14 protein-coding genes are annotated in these 25,969 nt (G+C 42.2%); 2 read left to right on the top strand and 12 right to left on the bottom strand.

What is annotated here, in order from left to right:
* Window positions 1–28 precede the first annotated feature (28 nt).
* The 9 genes from ACPYIV_RS13340 to ACPYIV_RS13300 all read right to left on the bottom strand — a co-directional run bounded on the left by ACPYIV_RS13340 (window position 29) and on the right by ACPYIV_RS13300 (window position 16,437).
* The gene (locus ACPYIV_RS13340) at window positions 29–3,193 is read right to left on the bottom strand and encodes a SusC/RagA family TonB-linked outer membrane protein (protein ID WP_425883430.1); all 3,165 of its coding nucleotides are present in this window, start codon (window positions 3,191–3,193) and stop codon (window positions 29–31) included.
* A gap of 85 nt (window positions 3,194–3,278) precedes the next feature.
* Window positions 3,279–4,190, bottom strand: a complete 912-nt coding sequence (locus ACPYIV_RS13335; RefSeq protein WP_425883428.1) for a dihydrodipicolinate synthase family protein — start codon at window positions 4,188–4,190, stop codon at window positions 3,279–3,281.
* 4 nt (window positions 4,191–4,194) lie between these two features.
* A complete protein-coding gene (locus tag ACPYIV_RS13330) occupies window positions 4,195–6,786 on the bottom strand; it encodes a sodium:solute symporter family transporter (protein WP_425886522.1) in 2,592 nt (863 codons plus the stop codon).
* Window positions 6,787–6,806: 20 nt separating this feature from the next.
* On the bottom strand, window positions 6,807–7,520 hold the full coding sequence (locus tag ACPYIV_RS13325) for a FadR/GntR family transcriptional regulator (RefSeq protein ID WP_301706220.1): 714 nt from the start codon (window positions 7,518–7,520) through the stop codon (window positions 6,807–6,809).
* 106 nt (window positions 7,521–7,626) lie between these two features.
* Window positions 7,627–8,130: a hypothetical protein gene (locus ACPYIV_RS13320; protein ID WP_293739079.1), complete on the bottom strand. Its 504-nt coding sequence runs from the start codon at window positions 8,128–8,130 to the stop codon at window positions 7,627–7,629.
* A 107-nt stretch (window positions 8,131–8,237) separates the two neighbouring features.
* The gene (locus tag ACPYIV_RS13315) at window positions 8,238–8,867 is read right to left on the bottom strand and encodes a DUF4858 domain-containing protein (protein ID WP_302137972.1); all 630 of its coding nucleotides are present in this window, start codon (window positions 8,865–8,867) and stop codon (window positions 8,238–8,240) included.
* 443 nt (window positions 8,868–9,310) lie between these two features.
* A complete protein-coding gene (locus ACPYIV_RS13310; RefSeq protein WP_425883425.1) occupies window positions 9,311–11,662 on the bottom strand; it encodes an ABC transporter permease in 2,352 nt (783 codons plus the stop codon).
* Window positions 11,663–11,669: 7 nt separating this feature from the next.
* Window positions 11,670–14,027 carry an ABC transporter permease gene (locus ACPYIV_RS13305; RefSeq protein WP_425883423.1) on the bottom strand — a complete coding sequence of 786 codons (2,358 nt, stop codon included), beginning with the start codon at window positions 14,025–14,027 and terminating at the stop codon, window positions 11,670–11,672.
* A 19-nt stretch (window positions 14,028–14,046) separates the two neighbouring features.
* Window positions 14,047–16,437 carry an FtsX-like permease family protein gene (locus tag ACPYIV_RS13300; protein WP_425883421.1) on the bottom strand — a complete coding sequence of 797 codons (2,391 nt, stop codon included), beginning with the start codon at window positions 16,435–16,437 and terminating at the stop codon, window positions 14,047–14,049.
* 590 nt (window positions 16,438–17,027) lie between these two features.
* On the opposite strand from ACPYIV_RS13300, the gene ACPYIV_RS13295 reads away from it, so the two are divergent.
* Both ACPYIV_RS13295 and ACPYIV_RS13290 read left to right on the top strand, forming a co-directional pair.
* Window positions 17,028–17,405 (top strand): transposase, encoded by a 378-nt coding sequence (locus ACPYIV_RS13295; protein WP_425883291.1) that lies wholly within the window; start codon window positions 17,028–17,030, stop codon window positions 17,403–17,405.
* A complete protein-coding gene (locus ACPYIV_RS13290; RefSeq protein ID WP_425886495.1) occupies window positions 17,390–18,391 on the top strand; it encodes an IS3 family transposase in 1,002 nt (333 codons plus the stop codon). The genes ACPYIV_RS13295 and ACPYIV_RS13290 overlap by 16 nt, the downstream gene beginning before the upstream one ends.
* 403 nt (window positions 18,392–18,794) lie before the next feature.
* On the opposite strand, the gene ACPYIV_RS13285 is transcribed toward ACPYIV_RS13290, so the two are convergent.
* The 3 genes from ACPYIV_RS13285 to ACPYIV_RS13275 are packed head-to-tail and all read right to left on the bottom strand — an operon-like array spanning window position 18,795 to window position 25,957.
* Window positions 18,795–21,119, bottom strand: coding sequence for an ABC transporter permease (locus tag ACPYIV_RS13285; RefSeq protein WP_425883419.1), 2,325 nt, complete (start codon window positions 21,117–21,119; stop codon window positions 18,795–18,797).
* 25 nt (window positions 21,120–21,144) lie between these two features.
* Window positions 21,145–23,538, bottom strand: coding sequence for an ABC transporter permease (locus ACPYIV_RS13280; protein WP_425883417.1), 2,394 nt, complete (start codon window positions 23,536–23,538; stop codon window positions 21,145–21,147).
* A gap of 13 nt (window positions 23,539–23,551) precedes the next feature.
* The gene (locus tag ACPYIV_RS13275; protein ID WP_425883415.1) at window positions 23,552–25,957 is read right to left on the bottom strand and encodes an ABC transporter permease; all 2,406 of its coding nucleotides are present in this window, start codon (window positions 25,955–25,957) and stop codon (window positions 23,552–23,554) included.
* Between the last annotated feature and the right edge of the window lie 12 nt (window positions 25,958–25,969).

Below are 25,969 nucleotides of genomic sequence, written 5' to 3'. Positions count from 1 at the left end.
TGTTTTTATAACTTAAGAAATCATTTGATTAGAAAGTAACTTTTACTCCTACGGAATATTTGCGAATAGGAGGATAATTGTAATAATCCTTATTATAGGTCGTAGAAGCACCCACTTCAGGAGAGACACCCTTTACAGCTGTAAAGTAGTGCAGATTGTTTCCTGCTAATGTAATAGCCAAATTTTGAATACCCAGTTTTGTCAGCTTATTTGTCGGTACATTGTATTGCAGACTTATTTCACGGATGCAGAGGTAATCGCCTTTGTAGTTGAACACATTCGATGTACGGCTAAAATTAGCATTTCCATCATCCGGATCATTGGCAGTAAAACGTGCGTATTTTGTATTATCGCCCGGCTGTTTCCAACATTGTTTTACTTCATCAATTAGCGTATAATTGTTTGCAAATGTATTCATGAAATAACGCATTTCTGAATTATTGTTGATGGAGTGGCCTAAAGCCCAATCTAAAAAGATATTCAAAGTGAAATTTTTATAAGTGAAATTGTTGTTCAAACCTCCGGTTGAATGTGGAACTGTATAACCAAGCAAGAATTGATCCTGACTGTCAATATAATCTTTCCCATCTTTTGTTTGGCTGCCTTCACGGTTTTTCCATTCGTAATCACCGATTTCTTTACGTCCGGCTATGTTTTTCCCATCAGAAGGCCGATAACCTTTTGCAGAATTATCATACATTGCATTGTCTGCCTGTTCTTGTGTTTCAATAATATGGTCAACTACATAGCCATAATAACGATACAACGGTTCTCCTTCTGCTGTTCCCCCAAAGGCTGTTCCATCTGCCAAGGTAATACCTCCTATACGGTTTTTGTCTCGTCCATTATCAGGGAGTTTTAAAACTTTATTTTTTACGTAGCTCCATGTGAATTTGGATGTCCATATAAAATCTTTTGTTTCGATGTTTGTGGAACTGATTTCGACATCGAAACCATAGAATTTGACTTTACCGATGTTAGTTTGAACATTGGCAAAACCGGAAGTATTGGGTAATTCTTTGCTAAATAATAGGTTGTCAGTTCTTTTGTCGAAATAGTCTGCACTGATGTTTAAACGATTATTAAACATTGACAAATCGAAGCCTGCATCTAACTGTGTAGAAACCTCCCATGTTAATCCTAAATTAGGCATAGTAGACGGGACAATTCCTGCAACTCCATCGTATTTGGCATCTGTTGAATATTTGCCATAAGCGTCATATAGCCCGATTGCATTGTTACCTGTTTGTCCATAACTTATGCGCCATTTCAAGTTATCAATGGTTTTTATGTTTTGCATGAAGGATTCGTCAGACATAACCCAACCCACAGAAGCACCAGGGAAAAAGCCCCATTGATTTCCTGTCGCAAAACGGGAAGAAGCGTCTTCTCTAAATGTTGCAGAAAACAAATATTTCTTTTGAAAATCATAGGATAATCGGCCGAAATAACCAATTGTGACATCTTCTGTGAAATCGCTTTTTGCGTCTTTTTTATTGGGTCCTGCTGTTAATGTCGGAACTTTATCTGAACTGGCACCTGTAACGGTTGCTTCCATTGATTGATTTTTATCTTTCTGATAGGAATAACCAGCCATTACAGAGAAGGAATGATCTTTGATTGTTTTATTGTATGTTCCATAGGCTTCCAATTTGTTTCTGTTTAATTCTCCGAATTTAGCTGTAGTAGTGCGTAAGCCACTAAATTCATTGGCTTTTTCGAAACTGTCACTCCTCCAGTGATGATTGTAAGTGGACATTTGTACGTCTGCTCTCAGGCCGTCAATAATACGATATGTCAGCTTCCCAAATGCAGACATTCGTTTTTCCTCTTTGCTTTGGTCGTTGTAATATTGATACCACAATGGGTTAGGAGAGGTTGCATTATAGCCTTTTGTAGGTGTTCCATCTTCATTGTATTTCTTTTGAGTCGGTGGAGTTGCTAAACCTCTTGATATTACATTCATCTGATTGGGATATTCGGAAGAATTGGTTTTTGAATAATCAAAACCCATCGCAAAGGATAATTTACTATTGATTTTTACATCCAAATTGTTTCGCATGCTTAAACGGGAATAACCTGTTGCTAAAGCGACTCCTCCGTCATCTGTATATCCTGCACTGGCACTGTATCTGACTGATTCACTTCCTCCATCAATTCCTACGTAATAGTTTTGCCATAGTGCGTTTTTGTAGATTTCGTCTTGAAAGTTGTTATCTTGGAAGATCAATGTTTTAGTTGGATCTAATGGATCCGGCATATATCTATATCCTGCTGGTACATTTTCCCCATCTTTTAGGTAACGAGTTGAATAGATTGAGGATTCTGTATTCCCGGAACTTGCTGAATAGCCATCCATAAAGTTATAGTGAGATTTTGGACCTAAGGCAACAGCAGGACGGACAGTATTGATATAATCTTCGGCATTCATAAAATCATACAATGTTTCTGCTTGTTGTAGTGCCAAGTTGGCCTCGAATGTTATTCGGGGGGCTTGATTGGCTGATCCTTTTTTTGTAGTGATAAGAATTACACCATTAGAAGCTCTTGAACCATAGATTGCAGTGGATGCTGCATCTTTTAAAACTTCGATAGATTCAATGTCATTTGGATTAATACCCGAGAATGCCCGTTCGACACCATCTACCAAGATCAGAGGGTCGTTACTTTTATTGATAGAAGAACCACCACGGATACGGATCGTAGCATCGGCTCCCGGGGTATTGTTATTGGAATATAGGCGTGCTCCGGCAATTTTACCTTTCAAGCCTTCACCAATAGTATTTACCGGAACATTTTTCAATGCATCGCCACTTACTTTTGTAATGGCAGAAGTGATTGTTCTTCTTGATTGTGTTCCGTAACCGACTACTACAACTTCATCCAAGCCTATAGTAGAGGCGTTAAGTGTGATATTTATAATATTATCCTTTTCTACCTTTACTTCTTTTGTAGAGTATCCGATAAAAGAGAAAAGAAGAGTAGCCCCTTTTTGTACATTGAGGCTGTATTTACCGTCAATATCGGTAATAGAACCTGTTGTTGTTCCTTTGACAGAAACAGAAACTCCTGGCATAGTTAGTCCATCGTTGTCTATAACAACGCCCGAAATATTCATTTCTTGAGCAGAAATTGAGATAAAAGGGAATAATAAGAGGACTAACAGTAAACATAAATGATTTAATTTATTCATCTTTGTACTGGTTTTAAAATAGTGCTATTTTAAGATTGACACGAGGGAATAATCACCGGTCAAAGTTTTATTCCCCGTGTCTTTTTTATTTAGATAAAAAACCGATTTTTAGTAAATCGTTTTTCAGCATATCATATTCTTCCTTGCTTACAGCAGGAATGGGCAGTCTGCATGGACCACAATCTATTCCGATCAAATTCATAATTGCTTTTCCTCCTCGTACACCTCCTCCGTATTTAATGATTATTTTTACTATTTCTATTGATTTCATCTGTAATTTCCTTGCATTATGGAAATCTCCTTTTTCAACTGCTTTCAAAATGCCGTGGTAAACTTCGGGGAGATAGTTGTAGGTACTTCCAACACCTGCTATCGCTCCAAATACTAATCCTGAGATTAGAATTTCATCATACCCGTGAAGCACTTCAAATTCACCGTCATTTAATGCTAAACATTCACCCATTTCCATTAGGTTATTATGTGTGAATTTTGTTCCCACAAGATTAGGCATTACTTTTTTGCCCTCTGTCAGGAAGGTGGCAACTGATAAAGATACACCAGTCATAGATGGCATATTATAATAATAGAATGGTAGTTCTTCTGCACTATGGGCTATCGGAGCAAAGAAGTCAATCAGGTCTTTGACTGTTTCCGGTTTGAAGAAACAAGGTGCCATTGCTGCAATGGCATTAGCACCTGTTTCTGCTGCATGGTGGGCTAATTCTATCGCTTCTACCTGTGAATTGCTTCCTACATGAGCTATAACCTTAAAACGGCCATTCGAAGACTTAACCCATTGCTCCAGAATGCTTTTTCGCTCATCTGTTGTTAGAGATTGAGACTCTCCGGTCGTTCCGCATACGAACACTCCTGTCATATCAGATTTAGCCATCAGATCTGCATACTTATCGATTACGGAAAGATTAATCTCTCCTTTGGCATCCATAGGAGTGAAAGATGCCGCAATCAATCCTTTTAAACGTTGATAATTTTTCATGTTTCTATTTTTTTGAGAATATCTTGTAAATTGTTAGATGATCTATATCTTTTGTCTTACAGGGAATAAGCCAACTTGCTGTATACCCAATAATGAAGCAAGAGGCAAATCCTGTAGTTGTGTATAGTAAAAGATGTACGGACTGTTGTTGAATGACGATCAACTGTATAAATATGCTGCCGATAATGCCACATAAAGCTCCTGATGTATTAGCTTTTCGTGTAATCATTCCTAATAGGAAAAGTCCTCCTAGACTGCCTAATATGATACCTAATATTTTATTAAATTCGTCCCATAATGATTTTATTTCCCATGTAGCCATCATATAAGCAAATGCAATTCCTGAAATTCCTAAGAAAAGGGTCGCTATTTTAGCTGTGTGTAAGCTGTCTCCCCTTTCTCTTTTTACTATTTTACTATGAATATCGACAATGTAGGCTGTTGCGGCTGAATTCATGCTGCTACTGAGAGTTGACATGGCTGCTGCAAATATCCCTGAAATCAAAAGCCCTGTGATACCTTCCGGTAGTTGAGAATAAATATACCATGGGAGAATAGCATCACCGTCTGTGATTGTCAAACTTAAATCTGTCGGATTATTTTTGTAGTAAACATACAATACTGTACCTACGAAAAAGAAAAGAAGTGTCGCAGGAATAGTAAGAACTGCATTTGTCAATACACTTTTCCGAGCTTGTTTCTCTGTTTCGGTAGTCATATAGCGTTGTACCATTGTCTGATCTGTACCATAAGTTGTTAAATTGGTGAAAAAAGTTGCAATTAGTACAGTCCATAAAGTCGATTGTTTCAGGTCAAAATTTAAACTTCCTAGGTCGAATTTATTGTCAGTTGCAGCTTCTTGGATAATACCAGAGATCCCATCTGGAATATTGAATGCTGCCATAATAATAACCAAAATAGCACCACCTAATAAGACAACAACTTGTAAAGCGTCAGTCCACACTACTGCTTCAATACCTCCCATCATAGTGTAGATAAGACTTAATGCTCCCATTAGTCCTATACAAAGAAATATGTCAAAGCCTGTAACGACATTCAAGGCTATGGCGGGTAAGAATAAGACGATTCCCATACGGCCAATCTGAAACAGGATGAAAGCTAAACTACAAAGTACGCGAATTAAAGGGCTGAACCGTTGTTCCAAATATTCGAATGCAGTTGTAACATTCAATTTTCGATAGAAAGGAATAAACAGGTACAATATTAAAGGAACAACCATTATGATGCCTGCGTTTACAAGCATATAGCTCCAATCGGAAGAATAAGCTTTTGCAGGTATGGACATGAATGTGATAGCGCTTAAACTTGTTCCAAAAATACTTAATCCGACAGCCCACCAAGGGAGTCGTCCTCCTCCTTTAAAATAATCATCTGTATTTTTTTGCTTCTTAGAAAAATAGTAGCCAATCCAGGCAAGAGACGCAAAATATAAAATGATAACAATTATATTAGCTAACCCCAATTTCTTTTCGAATGGAATAATTTTACCTTTCAGAATATGAGATGTGCGAATACCAGGTTTAATTTCACCACTTCCGATATAGAATGTATCATCTTTTCTGGCAATATTCGTTGTAACAGAGATCGGATAAGGAACAATCTCTTTTTTTATCAAACTTTGAGTGATAGTGTGGAAAAGGCGAATTGTATTATCAAAACCAGGATGGTTATCAGAACCTGAAATTAATTGAGGTACACCGCCCAAAAAAAGAATATGGTTTGCTCCAGAGGCCAATGCATTGCCTGCCATAACTGGAAAGTTTTGTTCTATTTTTTTCCATGAATTTAAACGAGGATTGAAGACATAGCCATCCGTAAGCGTTTTTATGTATCCGTTGGCTTTGTAATTACGTCCACTAAAAAGATAAAAGCATTTATCAAAACCGTCACTTTGGGATACACTAACCGCATATCCTCGAGGTTCTCCAGGCCATGATGGTAATTCTTTCCAACCTTTATTGCGATTGTTGAGATCCAGAACAAAAAAATGGTTGGTCGCTTCTGGGTCTTTTGTGCTTTTTTGACCTCCGGCTACATATATTTTTTCATTTAGTAAAGAGGCGGTTGCATTTGCTAAGGGTACAGGTAGGACTGGCCAGTCTGTATCAATTTTTATTTGTCCATCAATTAGTTGAATTTGAAAAACATCATTGTAACATTGGGCGGAGTCGCAACCTCCAATGCATAATATTCCTGTAGGCAATTCTATAGAATTGCCGTATGCCAAAGGCTTTGGCATACCTTCTGATGATATTATCCATTTAGAGTTTGGTTTGGTTGTATTTATATAATATATAGTATTCCAATAAGTCTTATGCCCTCCATTCCAAGGTGTAGTGTCTGGGAAGTTCGCTCCTCCTGCAATTATCAGGTTATTACCTATAAAACCTGAAAAAGCACCCGCAACTCCGATATTTGGTTTTCCATTTAGATCAGGTAATGTTAAAGAATTATCCCATTCGATTTTTTCCAATCTGGAATTAGTTGAAGACATACTTCCTTTTAAAGCTTTGCCTTGAAATAGATTCAAGAAACAAATCAGAAGAATTATTTCTATTTTGATTGTATTAGACATATTATTAACAAGTTGGTTATTCATTTTCTGCTATTCAAAAATCTTTTGTACACTTCAAAATGTTGTTCAATAGCTTTTCGATACCCTGATTCATCTCTGTTTTTGAGAAATTTAAGAAGATCTGCGTGAGTGATTATCTGACCTTGTTCTTTCATTTCTATATTAATAGGTTCTAATAGATCTTTGAATTTATTTTTCACAAAGATCATTACAGGATGAATAATCCCTTGAAATTCGGAAATAGTTTTATTTCCGGTAATTTCATATAATTTAGCATGAAACGTAAACTCACTGACTGGAGCATATTCATTGTTTTCAAAAACAATTCCCATTTTTACTATTTCTTCAAGTTCTAAAATGTCTTCTGGGGTAATATTTCTGAAAATATCACTACATATCCCTATCTCCAAAGCAATTCTGAATCCTAAAATATCAAAAAGTGCCTCTTCTCCTAAGATACGTGGATCGACGACTCGTTTCATGCCTCCAAGAATAGTCGGTTCTGTTAGGATCATTCCCCGGCGAGTACGAGTTTCTATCATTCCCATCATTTTTAGCCGACTTAATGCTTCTCGAAGAACGCTACGGGCTACACCAAGTGCAGCTGCTAATTCTAATTCATTTGGAATAGAATCTCCTGTACGAATATCTTTTTCTTTTAAATAGTTGAGAAGTTTGTCTTCAACCTGGTCCACAAGGGTGATTGTTTGATTATGTACTTTTAATGTATCCATTGCAATAATATTAGACGATAATTATGATTAATCTTATTTGTCAGACAAATTAATGCAAAAGATATTTTACATGCAATAGAAAAGCTGTTTTTTTTGAATAAATTAACTATTTCTCTATCTCATCCAGCCAGATCTCCAGGCAAACCTGGGGAAATAGTTCCATTGTCTCCTGTACGGTGGTCGATGATTTCATCCGATTGGCAATTTCGTCCGCCGTATTGGGATAGGCTGTTTCGATCAGATCGTTCAGAATGAAAGAGAAGAACGGCGGGTTACGCTTCAGATAGCGGTCCATTAGCAGATAACAGGCAGCGGGAGAGGATGACAGGACTTGGTTTTTCAAGTCGGCATACTCTTCCGTTTCCATATATTGGTAAGGGGTGTTTTCCGGTCCCATTTCATCGCACTTATTTAGGAAGGAGTTGAATTTCTCATTGAACAGCCCCTTCTCTTTACGGGAGGCCATTTTTACCCCTGTATTGATGCGGGCACGGAGGTCAGGCGTTACCTTGAATACATCCGGTTCCGAATAGTCTTCGTTGCTGCATGCTCCCAGCATGGCAATGATGAAAAGTGCCAACAGCGTAGCTAATAGTTGTATTTTTGTCATAATCTGTTTCCGATTAATGTTTCTTGTATAACTATAAGACGTTATATAACACTAAATTGTTGCAAAATAATACGACTTTTTTGAAAAAAAGTTATCTTATAGGTTATTTAGTTCATCATAGCGGGGGATATTACGTGTGTCGTGTCCTTCGACAGCAACGAGTCTTTGTGTAACAAAAGTGTATCTTGTCCGGCTATCTCCGGATGATCTTCTGCTAATTTCTTCTTTTTCTTGATGATGTCGGGAGTTGGCAGATTGTTGTAATTCTTCCACGTCCCCTCTCTTTTGGCATTACGTTTGTGTATATAACTCTTTCTGCTGGTCATTTCTGCGAAGTCGAAAGTGGCAAAGCCTGTATTATGAGAACGATTCATAGGATCGCTTTTCCACGCTTCGAGCATATTTTTGTAGACCGGTAGGATTTTTCCGGGAGGAGGAGCGTATAGCCAAAAGACGCCCGGCGGGAGGTCTTTCATGGCTTTCTTGCGGTGTGTCGAATCCGTACGTATGTATTCGGTAAAATCTTTAAGAATGGGTAACGGGGTAGTTGGCGACATCTTCATATTAGAAGCCGGTTCATCCAGGTTGATAAAAGAACCTGATTGAATCGCTTTCATCGTCTCTGGATTCAGTTCCAGCTTTTCTTTACCGGATAGAACGTTCTGAAGCCAGATTGAATCCTTTTTTGTCCATTGCTGTGCCGATATATAATCGGCACCTCTCAGACAAATCAACATCACTATAAGTAGCTGTTTGTGCATTAAAATCCATAAATTTGATGCGAAAGTAGATAAGTTACTGTTCTTATAAGCTATAATTAGTGTAATTTGTCTTATCGATTTAAAATGTTAATTGTTTTTGGAATGTATTAGCTTAATTAGTTTTTGGTTTTCTTTTTTATTGTTCTCTTCATCTTGAGGATGGCAAGATTCAGTTCGACGGTCGATTCGTTTTCCGTAAAATCTCCGTCTGTATCAAGTAGATCGTTCAAGAGTTCGCTACTTCTTTCTAAAAGGCTCTTTTGTTTGTCGGAATCATTTTCTTGTGCAAAAGAAGAAAGATTACGGGAGAATACCCGAAGCTTGGTGAAGGATTCGATGATAGTTCATAGTTTCGTTTTTATAGTTTAACAGGCTAAAGGTAAACATTGATTTGAATTGCAATCCTAAATGATTGATCTTTATTCCGTTTTAATCGTATCTACCGGATTGATACGGGCAATTCTGTAGAGGCGATACCCGATTGTGATAGCAATGATGCCGGCTGTTACAGTCAAAAGAAGGAGCCAGAACAGAGGATTGTTGAAATTATATTTTTCCCGGAAATCCTCCTGTATGGAGGTCGCGAGACTCCATAAAACCGGGACACCGAACAATGCGGCAATACAGAAAATGCGTATGTATAACTTACCGAATAATAGCACGATATTTCCGAACGTGGCTCCGTTTACTTTGCGGATGGCCACTTCTTTTTGTCGCTTTTCAGTATCCAACGTGATAGCCGCATAAATCCCTAATATCGTAATAAAGATGCACATTAAGGCACAAACGATCAGTATGTATTGCATAATCCTAAGTACCAGCATCGTGTTATTCAGGTCTTCATAAAACGTTTTAACCTGAACCGGAAGTGTACTCGGAATCCACTGCCGCATAACTTGGTCAATATGCAGGATCAGTTTTTGTTCGTTGCCCGGTAAACAACGAAGGTAACAATATCGCGGATTTTCTACAGGCATAACAGCATAATAGCCTTCTTCGTATTTGAATAATTGGGAGATATTATCCATTATTCCGCAGACGGTATAATCTGTGCTGTCAAGAGATAACCTGTTTCCCATCTTCTCTTTTTCCATCGCGTCGGCTAAAGCTTTTGTGACTATGACTTGCTTTTCTCCATCGGGGCTTTTTCCTTGTAGAACGGGAATGTGCATAAATTCCGGGAAATTGTGTGAAACTTTGAGAATCAGGATAAGGTATTCAATATCTTCTACCGTTATATGACTGACTGTTTCGGAATTGCATAAGGTCGTATTCTCTGTCAGCAGATATTCCGTGACCAGTGAGTTTTCCGTGAGCTTTCGAATTACTTCTTTTTCAATGCCTTTTAACTGCCCGGCTGTGAGCGGGACTATAAATGTTCGTTCCTGTTCTTCCTTCGGACAGGTGGAATAGATGCTGGCATCCATTTTGCTGTTCTGCAGGTAGAGCATTTCGGAACCACCTAAAAACAACAGGCAGATAAGGAACTCAATAGCCAACATCACGTTGCGTACCCGATGTTTGTTGCCTGTCGCATTACCACCTCTCATCCCTTTCATTGTCGGGATCTTATGGATGCGCCAGATTGTGATACCGACGATAAAGGCGCTTACGATTAATAATTCCAGGAAGATGACGGCCGTTTCCAGCCAAAAAGCCTGTATATCCAGATAGATTCCGGTTTCCGTGACCGAATCCAACAATTGGATGCCCCACGGCAGGAATGTTTCACTCAGGCAGAAAGCAAGGATTGTTGCCAATAATATAGTGAGTGCTTGTTCTATAAATAGTTGGAAGAACAAATGCCGGTTACCGGCACCAATACTTTTTCGCATACTTAATTCCCTTGTGCGGTTATAGAAAGAACCGATACTCAGGTTGAAGAAGTTTATCAAACCGCTTAACAGGATCAGGAAACCTAAACTCTGTAATAATATCCTGTCTGCAAATCCTTTTGCCCCTCTCATCTCTTCATTGATACGTTCAACTTTAAAATGATACGGTTCATCGCCCAGCCCGAAACGGGGGTCGATATGGCTATAGTTGAAGCAAATTCCCAATTCTGCTATTTTGCGGTTCAGTTTTTTTATGTCGGCATCCGGTGTGAGCAAAAGTGCCACGCGGGCGTTTAGCTCTAATAGTTCGTCTTCCGTGCAACATTGGAATAATTCGGCTCTCTTTGTCCCGGTCAACTGATTGGGCAACGATAGCTCTTTGATAACCCCCCGGATTGTATAAAACACATTTTCCACTTTGACCGTCTTTCCTACCGCCTCATGACTGTTCCCATATACTTTTTTAGCCATAGGTTCAGAAATAAGCAATGAGAAAGGGGAATGGAAGGCCTCTTTGATCGTGCCGGAGACGAGTTGCATGGAGTAATAATCGGGCACGCCGTCATTGATTTTAGTATAAGCCAATTCAAAAACGGTCTCCTTCTGCTGGCCTGTTTGGAAGGAACACACCTTGTTCCCTTCGCGGCTGCCAAATACGATTTTTCTGATTTCAGGTAATCGTGCCTCTTTCAGCTTTTTTACTTCCGAATAAGGATAGGCATACCATTTCCCTCCCCTGTCGTTATAGGGAATTAACTCTGCCATCTGTTTGTATTCGGGAAACTGATGATTCACTTCTGAAATGAGCGTGACTATATAGGTGCAGACCGAGAATACTAAGATTCCCATTGAAAGGCCGATAGCACAGATCAGTGTTTGCCCTTTTTGGGCAAGCAGGTGACGGAATGCTATTTTGAAATAGTGTGCAAACATCATATTGGTTTTATTCTGATTTGATTACTTCCGCCGGGTTTAACCGTGAAATCAGCCAGATCCGGTAGGCGACGGTTACGAATACGATTGTGGCGGTTAGAAGAATAATTCCTAACCACATCAGTGGATTGTTCAGCCATGCAGGGGCAATCGTTATCTTTTCTTTCGTCAATATCCACAGGAGGATATAGACAATTGCCAACGAAGGGATGGCTGAAATAACCAGTAAACGAATATACAGCTTTCCGAATAAGAGAGCGATAACCTTTGGCCCGGCCCCGTTAATTTTGCGTATCGCAACTTCCTTTTGCCGGCTGACTGTGTCGAGCGTAATGGCGGAATAGATACCCAAAACCGTGATGATTACACTGATGGCGGACAGGAGGGTGAACAGGTCGCTTATCAATTTCGACTCCCCGTTGGACCGGAATCGCTCTTCCTGCTTGGTGGTCAACAGGAAGGGAATGGATGCCGGCAGCCGGCTATGTACGATTTTGAGTATTTCTTTTCGTATGTTCTGTTCCTGTCCGGCTACACATTTGACGTAGACTGTTCTGTAATTTGCTTTTTCGGGAACGGTGATGAAAGAGAAACGCAGATATTGATTTGCTTTTGCTGTCTGTTCCCTGTTATATACCGGTTCGAACGGGAGCTGCCCGTATATGCCGGTGATCTGGAAAGTCTGATCGCCTAATTGCACGGATGTCGGGTTCTTTTCCCCGTCTTTCTCCAATTCCCAGATAAGAGAACGCGAAACCAGTATCTCGTTAGAAGCCTCTGGCATCCTTCCCTCTATCGGCAGTTTCATAAAAGACGGATAATTCTTGCCGGTAAGGTATTGCAGCCCATGTAGCACTTCTCCATGTTTGTTCTTATAATCCAGATATTTGCCGGTAGTTTCCAGCAGGACATCTTCCACCCCTGCAAGCGTACGGATACGGGAGACGATTTCCTCTTCATGCCCCTGTACCTGCGGTTCCCAAAGTTCCATCTTCCAGATACGATCGCATTCTTCTTCCGTCAAAGTGTTATTCCTTTTTTCTTCCGCGAGCTGATATATGTTTCCTAATCCGATCGCTCCTGCAATAAAAAGAAAACAGATAAACAACTGGACTCCCAGCATGAAGTTTCTTACACTATGTTTCTTTCGTTTCATACCTTTCACACCTTCCGTCAATGTTATGTGCCTGATGCGGAAAACGGCTAATGCAGCAATCGAGGCACAGAGAATGAACAGGAAACCGAGGTATTCCATTTCCTGGCGGATCAAGGTTGGCGTGTGGATAAACAGGTTTTCATTGATCAATTCTTTCGAAGCCATATATTGGTAATAGACAGGTATAATCCATTCGATCAGAGCAAGGCTCGTCAATGCCGACAAAATAAAAAGGACCGCAATTTCACTGAAGAGCAAACCGAACAACCCTTTTGAGTCCGAGCCTAAACACTTTCTCAGACTGAGTTCGCGCGTCCGGTTATAGAACGACTGGATACAGAACTTCAGGAAGTTTATCATTGCAGCAATCAATATCAGAGAGCCGATCAGCGGGATGAAGAATGTCGCACTGATATTGTCCGGCTTGTACATCTCTTCCTTAAAAGTGCGTACAGCCAGATAGCAATCGTTTTTTTCACCGAAAGCCGGTATTTGCTGGCGTAGCCGCTGGTTTATTTCCTTGCTCGAGACATTTTTATCCAGCAGGATCACCAGATCGCGGTATTCACGTTTCGGCTGGATGCTTGCTGTCTCCGGGAAATAGAGGTCGCTCTTTTCACGCGCCCCGTCCGGCAGGTCCCTGATAACGGCGCTGATCGTGGAATATCGGATGGCAGACGTATCGCTGTCCGCCCGGCTGAAATAGAGCGTTTTTCCGATAGGATTCTCTTGACCGAATATCTTTTCCGCCGCTGATTTGCTGATCCAGACTTCTCCCGGTTCTAACGCCGGTACCTGTCCTTCCAACGTCTGAACGCCGAATATGACCGGAAAGTCTTTTGTGATATTCTGGAAACTGCATTGGAACGAAACTTCTTCCTGACCGTCTTTGGACAGGGTGATATTAGCACGCCCGTATCCGTATGAATAAGCAACCCGTCCGATTCCGGCTATCGGATTCCCCATCAACTCCTGCACAACTTTGCCTGGAATATAAGGATTCTCATAGTTGTTTTGAGTCGATTTGACATATACATTCGCCATTCGGTCACTGTTTGCCCAAGCCGTAAACTGGTTATTGAATCTTCTTATGTAATAAGAGGTCATGCTGAAGCAAAGGAGTCCGATTGCGATTCCGATAATGGAAAGCAAATATTGCGTCTTGTTTTTAAGAATCTGCCGGACGGCCATTTTTAAGTAGTGTCTGAACATGATGTGATGTCTTTTGTTATTATTCGGTTTTAATAATTTCCGCCGGGTTGGTAGCGGCCGCCCTTTTAACTTGGCGGAAAATAGAGAGCAACACGATTCCGCTGGTGATCAGAAAGACCAGAAGGAACAACCATACCGGCAACGTGGTATGATTGGCATACGTTTCGAACCAGCGTTTTGTTACCAAGTAGCCGACCGGAAGGGCAAAAGCGTTGCCTAATGCCACTAACAGGAAATACTCCCGGAAGAACAGTTGAAGGATGTGATAAAACGTAGCTCCGTTTACTTTGCGGATCGCAATCTCTTTCCGGCGTTGTTCGGTGGCGAGGCTCACTAATGAGTAGATGCCGAAAGTGGAGATCAGTATACAAACCAGAGAAAGGATGCTAAAGATGGTAAAGATCACTTTCTCCGGCCGGTTGAAAAGGTCGACCAGATCGGATAGCTCCGTGAACATTTTGCTCCGGTTGACATTGTCATTCTGAATATGCGATGTTATCTCACGAAGATGTTCCAGCACTTCTTTTTTATGCCCTTTTGCATAGCGGACATAAAGAAGGTAAGGACGCACGAAGTCTTTTACCCTCGGATTGTCATACGTGGTAAAGAACAGCGGTAATATAGGATATTGCATCGGGGCATAGAGATAATCTTTTATGACACCGCAAACATTGGCTTGGCTCGCCTGCCCTCTTTTGTATATAGGCCGTTCAAGCAGGTCTGTGTATCCTAATGATTGCAGGCAAGTTTCATTTACGAGATAGCTGTATGGGTTTGCCTCCGTCGGCCAGCTGCCAGCTTTCAGTTGCAGGTTGAAGAACGAAAAGAAGTCTTTGTCGGTAACCACTACCGCGTTGTTGCTATTTGGGTCGGATTCATTCGCGTCGAAACAAAAGTGAGAGTAGAAAGAACCGTACCAATCTCCCTGTTCCGTAAAGACCGGCGCGTTTTCGCAGGTAAAGGTGACTCCCTCTACATACGGATGGTTGGCCATTTCCGGTTTCAGGACGCTCAGATCTGTCTGGTGGGCGGTGCTGTAGCCTAAATTGACCTGTATGACCCGTTCGTAATCGATCCCTTTGTCTTTCGAAAGGATAAAATGCAACTGCCGGAACAATCCCAAAGAGGTAATAAAGAACAACGAACCGATAAATATCTGGACAACGATCAGGCTTTGTTTAAAGAGGACCGGTCTTTGTATCTTGTGTTCCAAAAGATTCCGTATCGGATAATAACAGATAAGAAGGAAAGCCAGAATGCTGATTCCGGCGAGCGACAGCGTATTGCCGAAAAGCGAAGTACGTGAAAGATGACGGCTGATGTTTTCATAGATGCCGTACCTGTTCCATGTCGTGTAGCTTTCATAATAGGGATAGAGGCTTTCGATCAGGCAGAAAGCGGCCATAAAAGCGATGATCAAGGGCAAGATCAACTCGGTAAAACCTTTTAGGATCATGCTTCCGGTTGAGGCTCCTACACAAAGATACGTCCGGTTTTTCTGTTGTTTCCGTTGCTGTTGCCCGATAAAAAGGACAAGCAGGTTGATAAGAGCACTCAGGAAAGCCATTGCCCCGGCTAATGCCAGGATATGGATGTTACGGATGCGGTCCGTCAGTTCGGGATGGCATCGTAGATGCACTTCGGAGGCCGTCAACAAGTTTATTTTCCAATCTTTTACCTGTTCCCGATCCCATTTGTCTTCGGCATGACTTTTATAATGCGCCAGTTTGTTTCGTACTTTAGCTACGTTTGTACTTTTTTGGAGTCGCACGTAGGTCGTCATGCGTTTGACATGATTGGGTTCGGGTGTCCTGATCAGCAGGAAGTCGAACAGCAAATCAGTATTGTCCGGATAATCCCGTATGACACCAGCTACCGAAGGACGCAGGTTATCGTCCAATGCCACCTCCTTGCCGATGCAGCTCGTTGTCCCGAACAGTTGGCGGGCTGTCCGCTCCGTTAGTATGACGGAACTGCCGTCGGGAGCGATCCCTTTATGTGTTCCTTCGATAAAATCAGTCCGGAAAAGCTCGAAGAAAGACTGTCCGCTTTCCATCCCGTGCAGAGTGATTGTCTCATTATCCTGTTTCAGGGTAAAGCTGAGATGGTTAAATGAACAGGAAGTTTCAATTTCGGGGAGCAATTTAAACAATTCTTCCCGGTCGTTAATATGCAACTGGTCCAGATCGGCTTGCGTCCCGTTGGCACGTTTGACAAGCCCTTCCGTCGTCAGACAATAAAGCCGGTCTGCCTCCGGGTGGAAACTATCGAAATGTGTTTCCCACCATAGCCAGTAGCCGCCTAAGATGAAGGCAGTAAATCCGACAGCCAGACCGATGATGCTGACGACCGATTGGGTCCGGTATTTAAGCAGTTCCCGGAAAGAAACTTTGATATAGTGTGTTAGCATTGTTTGTTATGATATTTTGTTCAAATATATAGTTTAAAATCTCCGCACCGGCATCAGCAGCCTTTCGGTTTATCTCCTTTCTGCATACAGCCGATAAAAGTCCATAAGATGCTGATCGCAATAAATGAAGACGCAAAAGTTGTGCCAATGCCGTAACCGGTTATTAGAATGTTTGTTACCTCTGCCCCTTGAATGCGGAAAACGTGTGTATTCGCACAAAAGGCGTTCCTTTCCGCACGATGCGAACAAACTCCCAATCCGAATTGAATATAGACCATCAGTTACTTCATATTTCAATTAGTAAAAACAACAGCAATAACTGCCACTGTTCTTTGAATACCTTGTTTAACAACTCTTACATCTGTGGTGGCAGGTGAAAAAGCATCTACCACTATATGCCTTTATCTACCACTTTTTCTTTATTTTTTTGCTTTTTCACTTTCTTTTGGGACAAACCTGTGTTATCTTTGTGTATTATAAATACCGGCTTTCGGCTGCTCGCTTTCGGCCTATAGAAAGCAGCCGATGAACACAATGTCTTATACTGATATAGGTAGACACATTCAAAAACAATAAAATGTGTAATAACTATGCGGGAAAAACATCAGCATTACAGCGAAGAAGAGAAATTGCATCTTCTTCAATCTTATTATCTATCAGGTATGAGCAAAACTCGTTTTTGCAAACAACATGGTATTAGTGGTATAACTTTGTTAAATAAATGGTTGGCGAAGTATGAATCAGAGGTAAAAGAGGTATCTTTAGCTCCTTGTCAAGCCCCTACGGATATGAGCAATCGAAGCAAAGAAGATTACCAGGATGAAAATGCGCAACTCAAGAAGCGCGTTAAGGAGTTAGAGAAGGCGCTTGCCTTCTCGCAGTTGGAAACCGAAGCCCGTGATTTAATGATTACGCGTGCAGAAGAGTATTTTAACATTCCCATCAGAAAAAAATCTGGGGCCAAATAGTAACGGAACTGGTCGGGCAGGGCAAAATAAAAGTTGCACCCGCCTGCCGTCTGTTTGGCCATTGTCGTCAAGCCTATTACCAGTCCAAGGCAGACATTGAGGTCCAGGTAAAGAATGAGCGTCTCATGCTGGATACCGTACGTGAGATACGTAGTGAGGATCCCGGTATTGGTGGTTACAAGCTGTGGATCATGCTCATCGCCCTCTTCGGAGAGAAGTTCATGCCCGGTCGCGACAGCTTCTATACGCTGCTTCGCCGGCACCGTCTGATGCTTCCTCCCCGCAAAGGCAGGAGCACAACCAATTCCAACCACCGCTACCATAAGTGGAAAAACTTGATAAAAGGCTTTGTTCCAACTTCGCCCAATCAACTGTGGGTTAGCGATATTACATATATACCGCTTGCCGGTGGAGATGTCTGTTACCTGCATCTGGTTACGGATGCTTATTCTCATAAAATAGTGGGATGGCGCCTAGCAAACACTCTACGTGCATCCGCTACGCTTGAAGCATTGCAGCAGGCCATAGACCAGGCCGTGGAGATGACAGGAAGTGAGAATCTGGAAGGTCTGATACACCATTCAGACCGTGGAGTACAGTATTGTTGCGATGCCTACGTGGAGCGGCTTCAACACTATGGCATTGCTATCAGCATGACAGAGGATTACAAGCCCACGGATAATGCCGTGGCGGAACGTGTCAATGGGATAATCAAAGTGGAACGCCTCTATAAACAAGGGGTATTCGATAGCCTCGAACATGCCACAAGTGTGATTGGGCGCTACATCCACTTCTACAACTACCGCCGACCGCACATGAGTGTCGGTTATAAAACTCCCGGCGTAGTGCATAAGGAAGAGGGAGTACAGATAAAGATCTGGCAAAAGAAAAAAGCTTCGATAAAAAGTAGAGAAAAACAGATGGATACAATATCTTTGCAAAGCCGAACAACAAGTCCGGGCGAGGGCACATGCCAGCGCATCTGACGAAGACAAACTGCCCCATGCGAGGGGCAATTTGTCTTGCCGAACAAGCAAGCACGGGCTCTGCAAATCCAGCATGTGACTACTTAATACGGCTAAAGGCAGAGGATATTTGTCTATATTATCAGTATGAAGATTTAAGATGTGACTACTCTATCAGTACTACTTTCTAAGATCTGTCTATTGATTACGTTTATAAACAAAAAAAGTGTCTAGCTAAATCAGGAAAAGACACAAGACTACCGGCCGGCAAAAGTTTCCCCTGCATGAAACAAAAGTTCCATCGGCATGAAACAAAAGTTCCATCGGCATGAAACAAAAGTTCCATCGGCATGAAACAAAAGTTCCATCGGCATGAAACTATCCATGAATGCCGGTCCGTAGACTAACGGATGCAAAGCCCTTTTTACTCCGACTTGATCACCTCCGCCGGGTTCTGGTTGGCAGCCTTATGGATGCGCCAGCCGGTGCAAAAAGTTAGTAGCAGGACCAGGACAGCCCAGATGACCGGGTAAAGCCACCAGCTGATCGTAGCCTGTAACACATAGTTCTCGATCCATGATTTCATGATCAGATAGCTGACCGGAAATGCGATGACCGAAGCAATACATAACAGGCGCAGATTGGTGGCAAAAAACAGGCTCATGATATCCGATGCCGTTGCTCCGTTCACTTTGCGGACGGCGATCTCTTTCCTTCTCTGTTCGCAGTCCAGAGTTACCTGGGAGAATACGCCGAACAACGAGATCAGGATACAGACAAGGGTTACGAAGTCCAGCATCTTGAGCAATGCCTTTTCCGATTTCAGAAACATTTCGTATTCCTCTTCCATAAAAGCGACGTGTATGTCGACTGCGTCCGGTTGCATCTTCTTTGCCAACTGTTCGACCTGCCGTCTGCACAGTTCGCGGCTTCCCGGCTGATGCCGGAATATGACATCCGTCGAGTAATCGTTCTGTATATTTTTCTTTGCCGGGCTGAAGTCGAGCATCACCGGCTTTACCGGAACGGTGGGCGGGGCTATGTAGAAGTCTTTGAAAATACCGTCGATGATAAATCCTTTCTGATTTTTGGCCCTAAGCGTTTTGCCGACCGGATTATCGATCTTCAACTCTTTTACCGCTGCTTCGTTCAGGAGTATATGCCGTTCGGTATCTCCTTCCGGAAACTTGCCTTTTAGCAATTGCAGGCCATAAAATTCAAAGTAACGATTGTTGCATGGTATCATCTGGATCGTGAGACCTTCCACGGAGGCCGGCTTGCCTTCCCACTCGGTAAAGTAGCTGTAGGAGCGGGAGTGACTTGGAAATAGCGGATCGTTTCTGTCCGGATATACTTCTGCGATAGAAGATAGTTTGGCGACCTCTTCTTTCAAACCGTCTGTTTTCGGGAATATACTGACATCGCCCCGGTCTTTCCTGTCTAATCCGAGATCGGTCGTATGCAAATGATAAATTTGCTTGACCAGTACCGATGAACAGAATATGAACCCGATGCTGATAATCAGTTGTAAGGTAAGGCTGACTTTCGGGAAGATATTCTTCCCTTTTCCGTCGGATGAACCTTTAAGGGCTTTCTGCAACGACCGCTTCCTGAAATAGTAGATAGGGAACAAAGAGAACAGGAAAGCCAGCAAGGTGATGATGCCGAAATAGACAAATGTTTCCAGATAGAGGTTGCACGAATCTGTCTTTACATTCGACAGATCCTTGAATGTCGGCAATATAATTTCGATCAGGGCTATCCCGACTAAAAGAGCGATGAAAAGTGTCAACAGGTATTCGGATGCGAAAAGGGCAAACAGGTTGCCGTCGGACGATCCGCACACTTTCCGGAGTCCGATCTCTTTGCTCCGAATCCGTATGCGGTTGGCAAACAAGGTCAGATAGTTGAACAGTGCACACAGGATCACCAGTCCGCCGGCGAGGGCGAAAAGCAGGATATGCTCGAACTTGATGGTCGGTTCCTCTGAGGGACGGTCATATCGCATGGAGGTGACCGATGTCAGGACGAGATGAGTCAGCGAATCTCTGTCTTTTTTTACTTTGTGTTCGTAAAGTTTCTTTTTAAAGGCTTCTATATCTGTACCCGGGCGAACCTTTATGAAAGTTTGCCAGGAGGAAATGTTCCAATCTTCTAATTGCCGGGCCGGTCTCAGCATCCCGAACGGGAAGTTCGAGTGTTGGTCCTGGCTTTTGGCAATGGCGCATATCTCCATTTCGTCAGACCAAATCTTCAGCTTCTCGCCCATTGGATTTTTAGTGTCGAAGACTTCTTTGGCAAGCCTGTCCGTGATCGCGATTTTGTTGCTTCCCGGAATCATAAAATCCCGGTTGCCGGAGATCAGTTCGATTTCAAACATATGTTCGGCGGCTGAATCGATTGACAATTCGAAAGAATCATATTTCTTTCCGTTGTAAAGGAACTCGTTTTTCCAGGCTCTGGTATTGCAACTTTCCCCTATCTCCGGGAATGTTTCTTTCAAATACCGGGCCAGCGGGTAAGGAGTAACGCTCGATAGTCCCTGGTCGTTGGTTTCCGATTCCACCCGTACATAATAAATCCGGTCTGCATCCTTCCTGAACGTATCATACGTCAGTTCATACCGTATCCAAAGCGACGACAAGGCAAAACAGGTAAATCCGATCGCGAGTCCGGCAATACAAATGAAAGATTGCAATTTGTATTTCAGGAGATTGCGGAAAGCTATTTTGATGTGATGATGTAACATGGCTCTATGATTTAATTTGTTTTTATTATTCGGTTTTAATCGCTTCTGCCGGGTTTCGGCCGGCTGCTTTTTTGATCCGGAATATGACTGTACAGGTTGTCAGTAGCAGGATCGTAAATGAAATACTACCCCAATATATAAATCCCTGTTTGAAGAAGACAATGTACATTTGTTTCCAGAAATGCAGGATAAGCAGGATGACGGGAATCGCCAACAACGCCGAAAATAGTAGCAGTTTGATGTAGAACATGGCAAACAGCCGTATAATGGCTGTAGAAGTCGCCCCGTTTATTTTTCGTATAGCCACCTCTTTTTGCCTATGTTCGGTGTCGAGTGTAATGGCGGAGTATACCCCTAATAATGTGATGATCAGACAAACGATCGTGAAGAAAAGGATAATACTTTTCATCTTGGTTTCCAATGCCTGCTTTTCGCTTATATCATCTCTGAATGTCCGGATGTAGGGTTGGATATTAGACGGTAAAGTTTCCCGGAGTACCGTATAAATATGTTTTCGAATCTGCTTTTCTTGTCCCGGATATGCTTTGATGTAACAGTGCCCGATCTTTTTCTCCAATTTATCCGGTAGGAAAACGGTTCCGATGTTTTGACTATAAATATCGGAATAGAATGAAGAGGAGATACCGCACAGTTGATAAGCATCGTTGTAATTGTATAATGTCATGCCGATACTGATCCCTTGATGTTTTTGTATGAACACTTCATCTGCGAGCATTTCACCCGGATTGTTTAACGTGTGTCCGGATTGCAGCGGGATTTGCATGAATGAGAAAAAATTGGCGGGTATCCATTGCACTTGCACTTCTATTGCTTTGCCCGTATTGGCTTTGTCGGTATAGAAACCTGTCTGGGAATTGTCTTCCGTATAAGACTGGCTGGTTAACAGTACATCTTTTACCCCTGCCTGCTGACGGATACGGTTAACGATAGCCAGTTTTTCTTCTGCTTTCATAAACGGATAATCGAGTGTAAAGCTGAGAATAGACTCTTTCTCCTGCAAACTGAGTGTGTTGAAAATTGCTTTTGTGGTTGTCTCTGTTTGCATGTAGAGTGCGAATGTCAATGAAACAAATAACCAACAGATAAAAAATTGTATTCCCAGCATTATGTTGCGTCTGGAATGTTTTCCGTGGCGCAACTCTCCACCCCTGATGCTTTTTTGGATCGATATTCTCCGGATGCGTAAGACGATCAGAAGGCATACGAATATACAGGCAAGAAGAATCAGCAGGATATATTCTCCGGTATGCAGCAATAATAGTTTCGTGTCGAATGTAAGATGTATTTTGAACAGATCGATTTGTAACCCGGAGGCGATCTGTTCCAATAGGCATCCTGTTAGAATGGCTGTTAAGAAGACCAGCAATGCCGACTGTATAAAAAGTTGGGTGAATAATTGGATGCCATTGCAGCCATTGACTTTACGTATACTGTACTCATGCGTCCGGTTCATAAACTGACCGATCAGGAAATAGAAAAAGTTCAGTAATCCGGTCAGTAAGATCAATATCCCGGTGATACCGGTTATCAATGACAGTATATTAGCTATTTGCCGTACGTACTTGTCATTCCCGATTTGTGTGCTTCTGATGTCAGCTTCTGCATCGAAGAGGGGATATGTTTGTTTTTCCCTGGTCAAGTGCCGGTCTAAATCGATCGGCCGTTTGCCTGTTTTCAGAAGGGCGTATGTGTGGCAACCGGTCATCGCATTATTTCCTTCGAACATGAATAAGCCTTCGCTGTCGTTGAGTGTCAGCAAATCTATGTTTTCCATCAGATGCATACTGGTGTTTGTCGGCAGGTCTTTTATGACAGCCCGGATAGTATAATAAATACCTCCCGTTTCGGGGGTTGATTCGGGAGATGTGAGAAGGCGTTTATTTAACTCCAATTGTTTGCCGATCGCTTCCGCGGCATTCTTAAAAACTTTACGTGCGGTTGTTTCCGTAATGACGATCGAGTTTGCGGATGTCACTGCCTGTTGCCAACTGCCGAAAAGGATAGTCGGGGTAAATATGCAGGCATAGGAAGTATCGACCTCTATTGTCTGAAATGTATAAGGAAGATTTTTTTCCTCTTTTAGCCAGACGTTAAACGAACGCTCTCTTGAGAATGCCGTGCGGCAAATCTCTTTTATTTCCGGATATTGCATGGATTTCAGTACATGGGCAAAAGAGGCCGTTGTCCCTGAAAAAAGCCTGTTGTCTATATAGAACTGGATTTCTGCAATCCGTTTATGGTTCGAAAAACAAGAATCGATGCTTTGCATAAAGCGGCTACAATACAGGCAAAGGCTGAAACAGAGTAGGCCGACAGATAATCCGACGACTGAAATAGTATTCTGTAACTTATATCGGGCTATGATCCGACAGGCTATTTTTATATAATGGAGTATCATGATGTTCTGATATTTATTCCGACTTGATCACATCTGCCGGATTTGTCCGGGCAGCCCGTATCGTTTGATAAAGGACGGTTCCGATAATCAGGATGACGGTGACAAATATGATTAGGATATACATCCAGGCAGAAATACTGCTCCGGTAGGCATATTGCTGCAACCAATTTTGCATGAACAGCCATGCCAGCGGCAATGCCAGCAGGTTGGCAATCAATACAATTACAAGGTATTCCCGGAAAAACATCTTGACAATCGTTCCGGCAGAGGCGCCCATCACTTTCCGTACGGCAATCTCTTTCTTCCGTTGTCCCATATTACTGGACGAAATGGAATAAAGTCCGAAGATGGAGATAAGCGTACAGAACAGTGCCAGCAAAGTAAAGAGTTGCAGGCTGGCATTCTCGGAAGTGTTGAGCTGATCGAGTATCTGGTTCATGGTCTGTACTTCGCAGGTGGCAGGGTCGCCTTGCTTGGAGTGCTTTTTGAATATATTTCGGATTGCTTTGATCGCTGCAGCCTCTTTTCCCGGTTCTGTTTTCGCATAATAGAAGTAGCTGTCCCATTTGCTTTCATCGATCACGATCACTTGCGGCAGTATCGGGTTGCGTAAACTGGCTGCTTGGAAGTTTTGGATGATCCCGACGATCTCCATTTCGGCACGTCCTCTGCTTCCGTCTCGCATGGTCGTATAATTCCAAATGCTGATCTTCTTGCCGATCGGGTTATCGATGCCCATGAGGCGAGCTGCCTCTTCATTGATGACGGCTTTTGTCCAAGAGGCTCGCCAACCTTCATCGTTTGCCAAATCTCCTTCATCGATGAAACGGCCTTTCAGTATCGGTATGTTGAAAACTTCCGGGAAGTTGCCGCCTACTTGTAGAACTTGGAAGTTTGGATTGAAATCCAAAGGCTTGCCTTCCCATTCGACCTCGTTTTGTGTATAAGGCTCATGGGTGATATTGAATATCCCGGCTTGTGTGAATCCTTTCAGAACGGCCAGTGAAGAAATCTCGCGGCTAATTCCTTCCCGGTCTCTGAATGTCATTTTCATCTGGATCAGACCCTCTTTTTGGAATCCCAAGTCTTTATGTTGCATGAAAGATATTTGCCTGAACATGATGAATGTGCTCATCAGGAAGAAAATGCAAATACCCAGTTGTAGCGCCATGCTGACTTTGCGGAAACCGCTTTTCCGGGTGGGAGAGATTCCACCGGATATTAATAGAGAAGAAGCACGGACAAAATGCAAGAATAGCGGTAGGCAGATAATTGTGAGTATAAACCAGCTAATACCAGCTATGATACATAGATGACTAAATAGTAGTTTCCGCTGTAATGTCGTTTCGAAGAGGTGTGAGAAACCGCCAGCCGTTAATTCCAACAGGCAAGAGGCCAGTAAAAAGCTGATCCCGACGAGCAATGTCAATTCAAGTAGCAATTGGATAACCAGATTTTTTTTATCGGCGCCGATCGCATTTCTTAATTTCATTTCCCTGTTTCGCAAATAGACGCGGTTCAACAACAGGTTGGTGAAATTGAAGAAGACGCAGAGCAATAATAAGAGCCCGGTTATCGTGAATGTCCGGATATAAGAAAGATTAAAAGTCAATTCACTACCGAATGTATGGCGGACATCCGTTAGGGGAACTAACTTTAACAGGATTGATTTATTATATTCATGTTCAACTATATAAGAATTGATCTTCTTCTCAAATACCTTTATATTAATGTTAGGTTCTAATAATAGATAGATTTTAGTGTTTAGCAGAGCCCATTGCTTTTCGTCTGTGATCCGATTTTCCCGGTCACGGTCGAATTTATCCAGTTCATAAACATCGGCTTGCATCATGGAGTTGTTGGGCGAATCTTCCAGGACGGAGACGATCGTAATGCTTTTACGGTATCCGTTTTTGAGAGTTTTACCTAATGCATTCTCCGGTGTTTTGAAATATTTCACGGCAAAAGACCGGGTAACGGCTATCTCATCGAGTGTTTTTAGAATATCATTCTTTTTACCGCAAATTACGGGACGTGGAAAGAAATTGAAATACTGTTCGTCAATGAACTCTTCTTCCGGATCCTCCAGGCTTATTTCCCCATAATTGAAAGTAGAACCGAATTTTGAATAAATCTGCGTTGTCTCTATTACTTCCGGGAAATCTTTTTTCAGTTTGCGTGCCAGGATAAGTGGTAATTCCTCTGCTTTTTTTCCCGTTTGTTTGTCAATTCCATAGACTCTGTAGATGTTTTTTGATTGCGGATAAAACCCGTCATAGGTCGTCTCATACCGGTACCAGTTCCATCCGTACGTAAAACAGATCAGTCCGATCGCCAATCCGACGATACTGATAGCGGATTGTACTTTATATTTTGCCAGATTGCGAAATGCAATTTTGATGTAGTGTTGTAGTATCATGATTGTTTGTTT

The organism is Parabacteroides vesiculifaciens (assembly GCF_049860805.1).
Taxonomy (GTDB): domain Bacteria; phylum Bacteroidota; class Bacteroidia; order Bacteroidales; family Tannerellaceae; genus Parabacteroides.
This window is presented reverse-complemented; position numbering and strand designations above follow the sequence as displayed.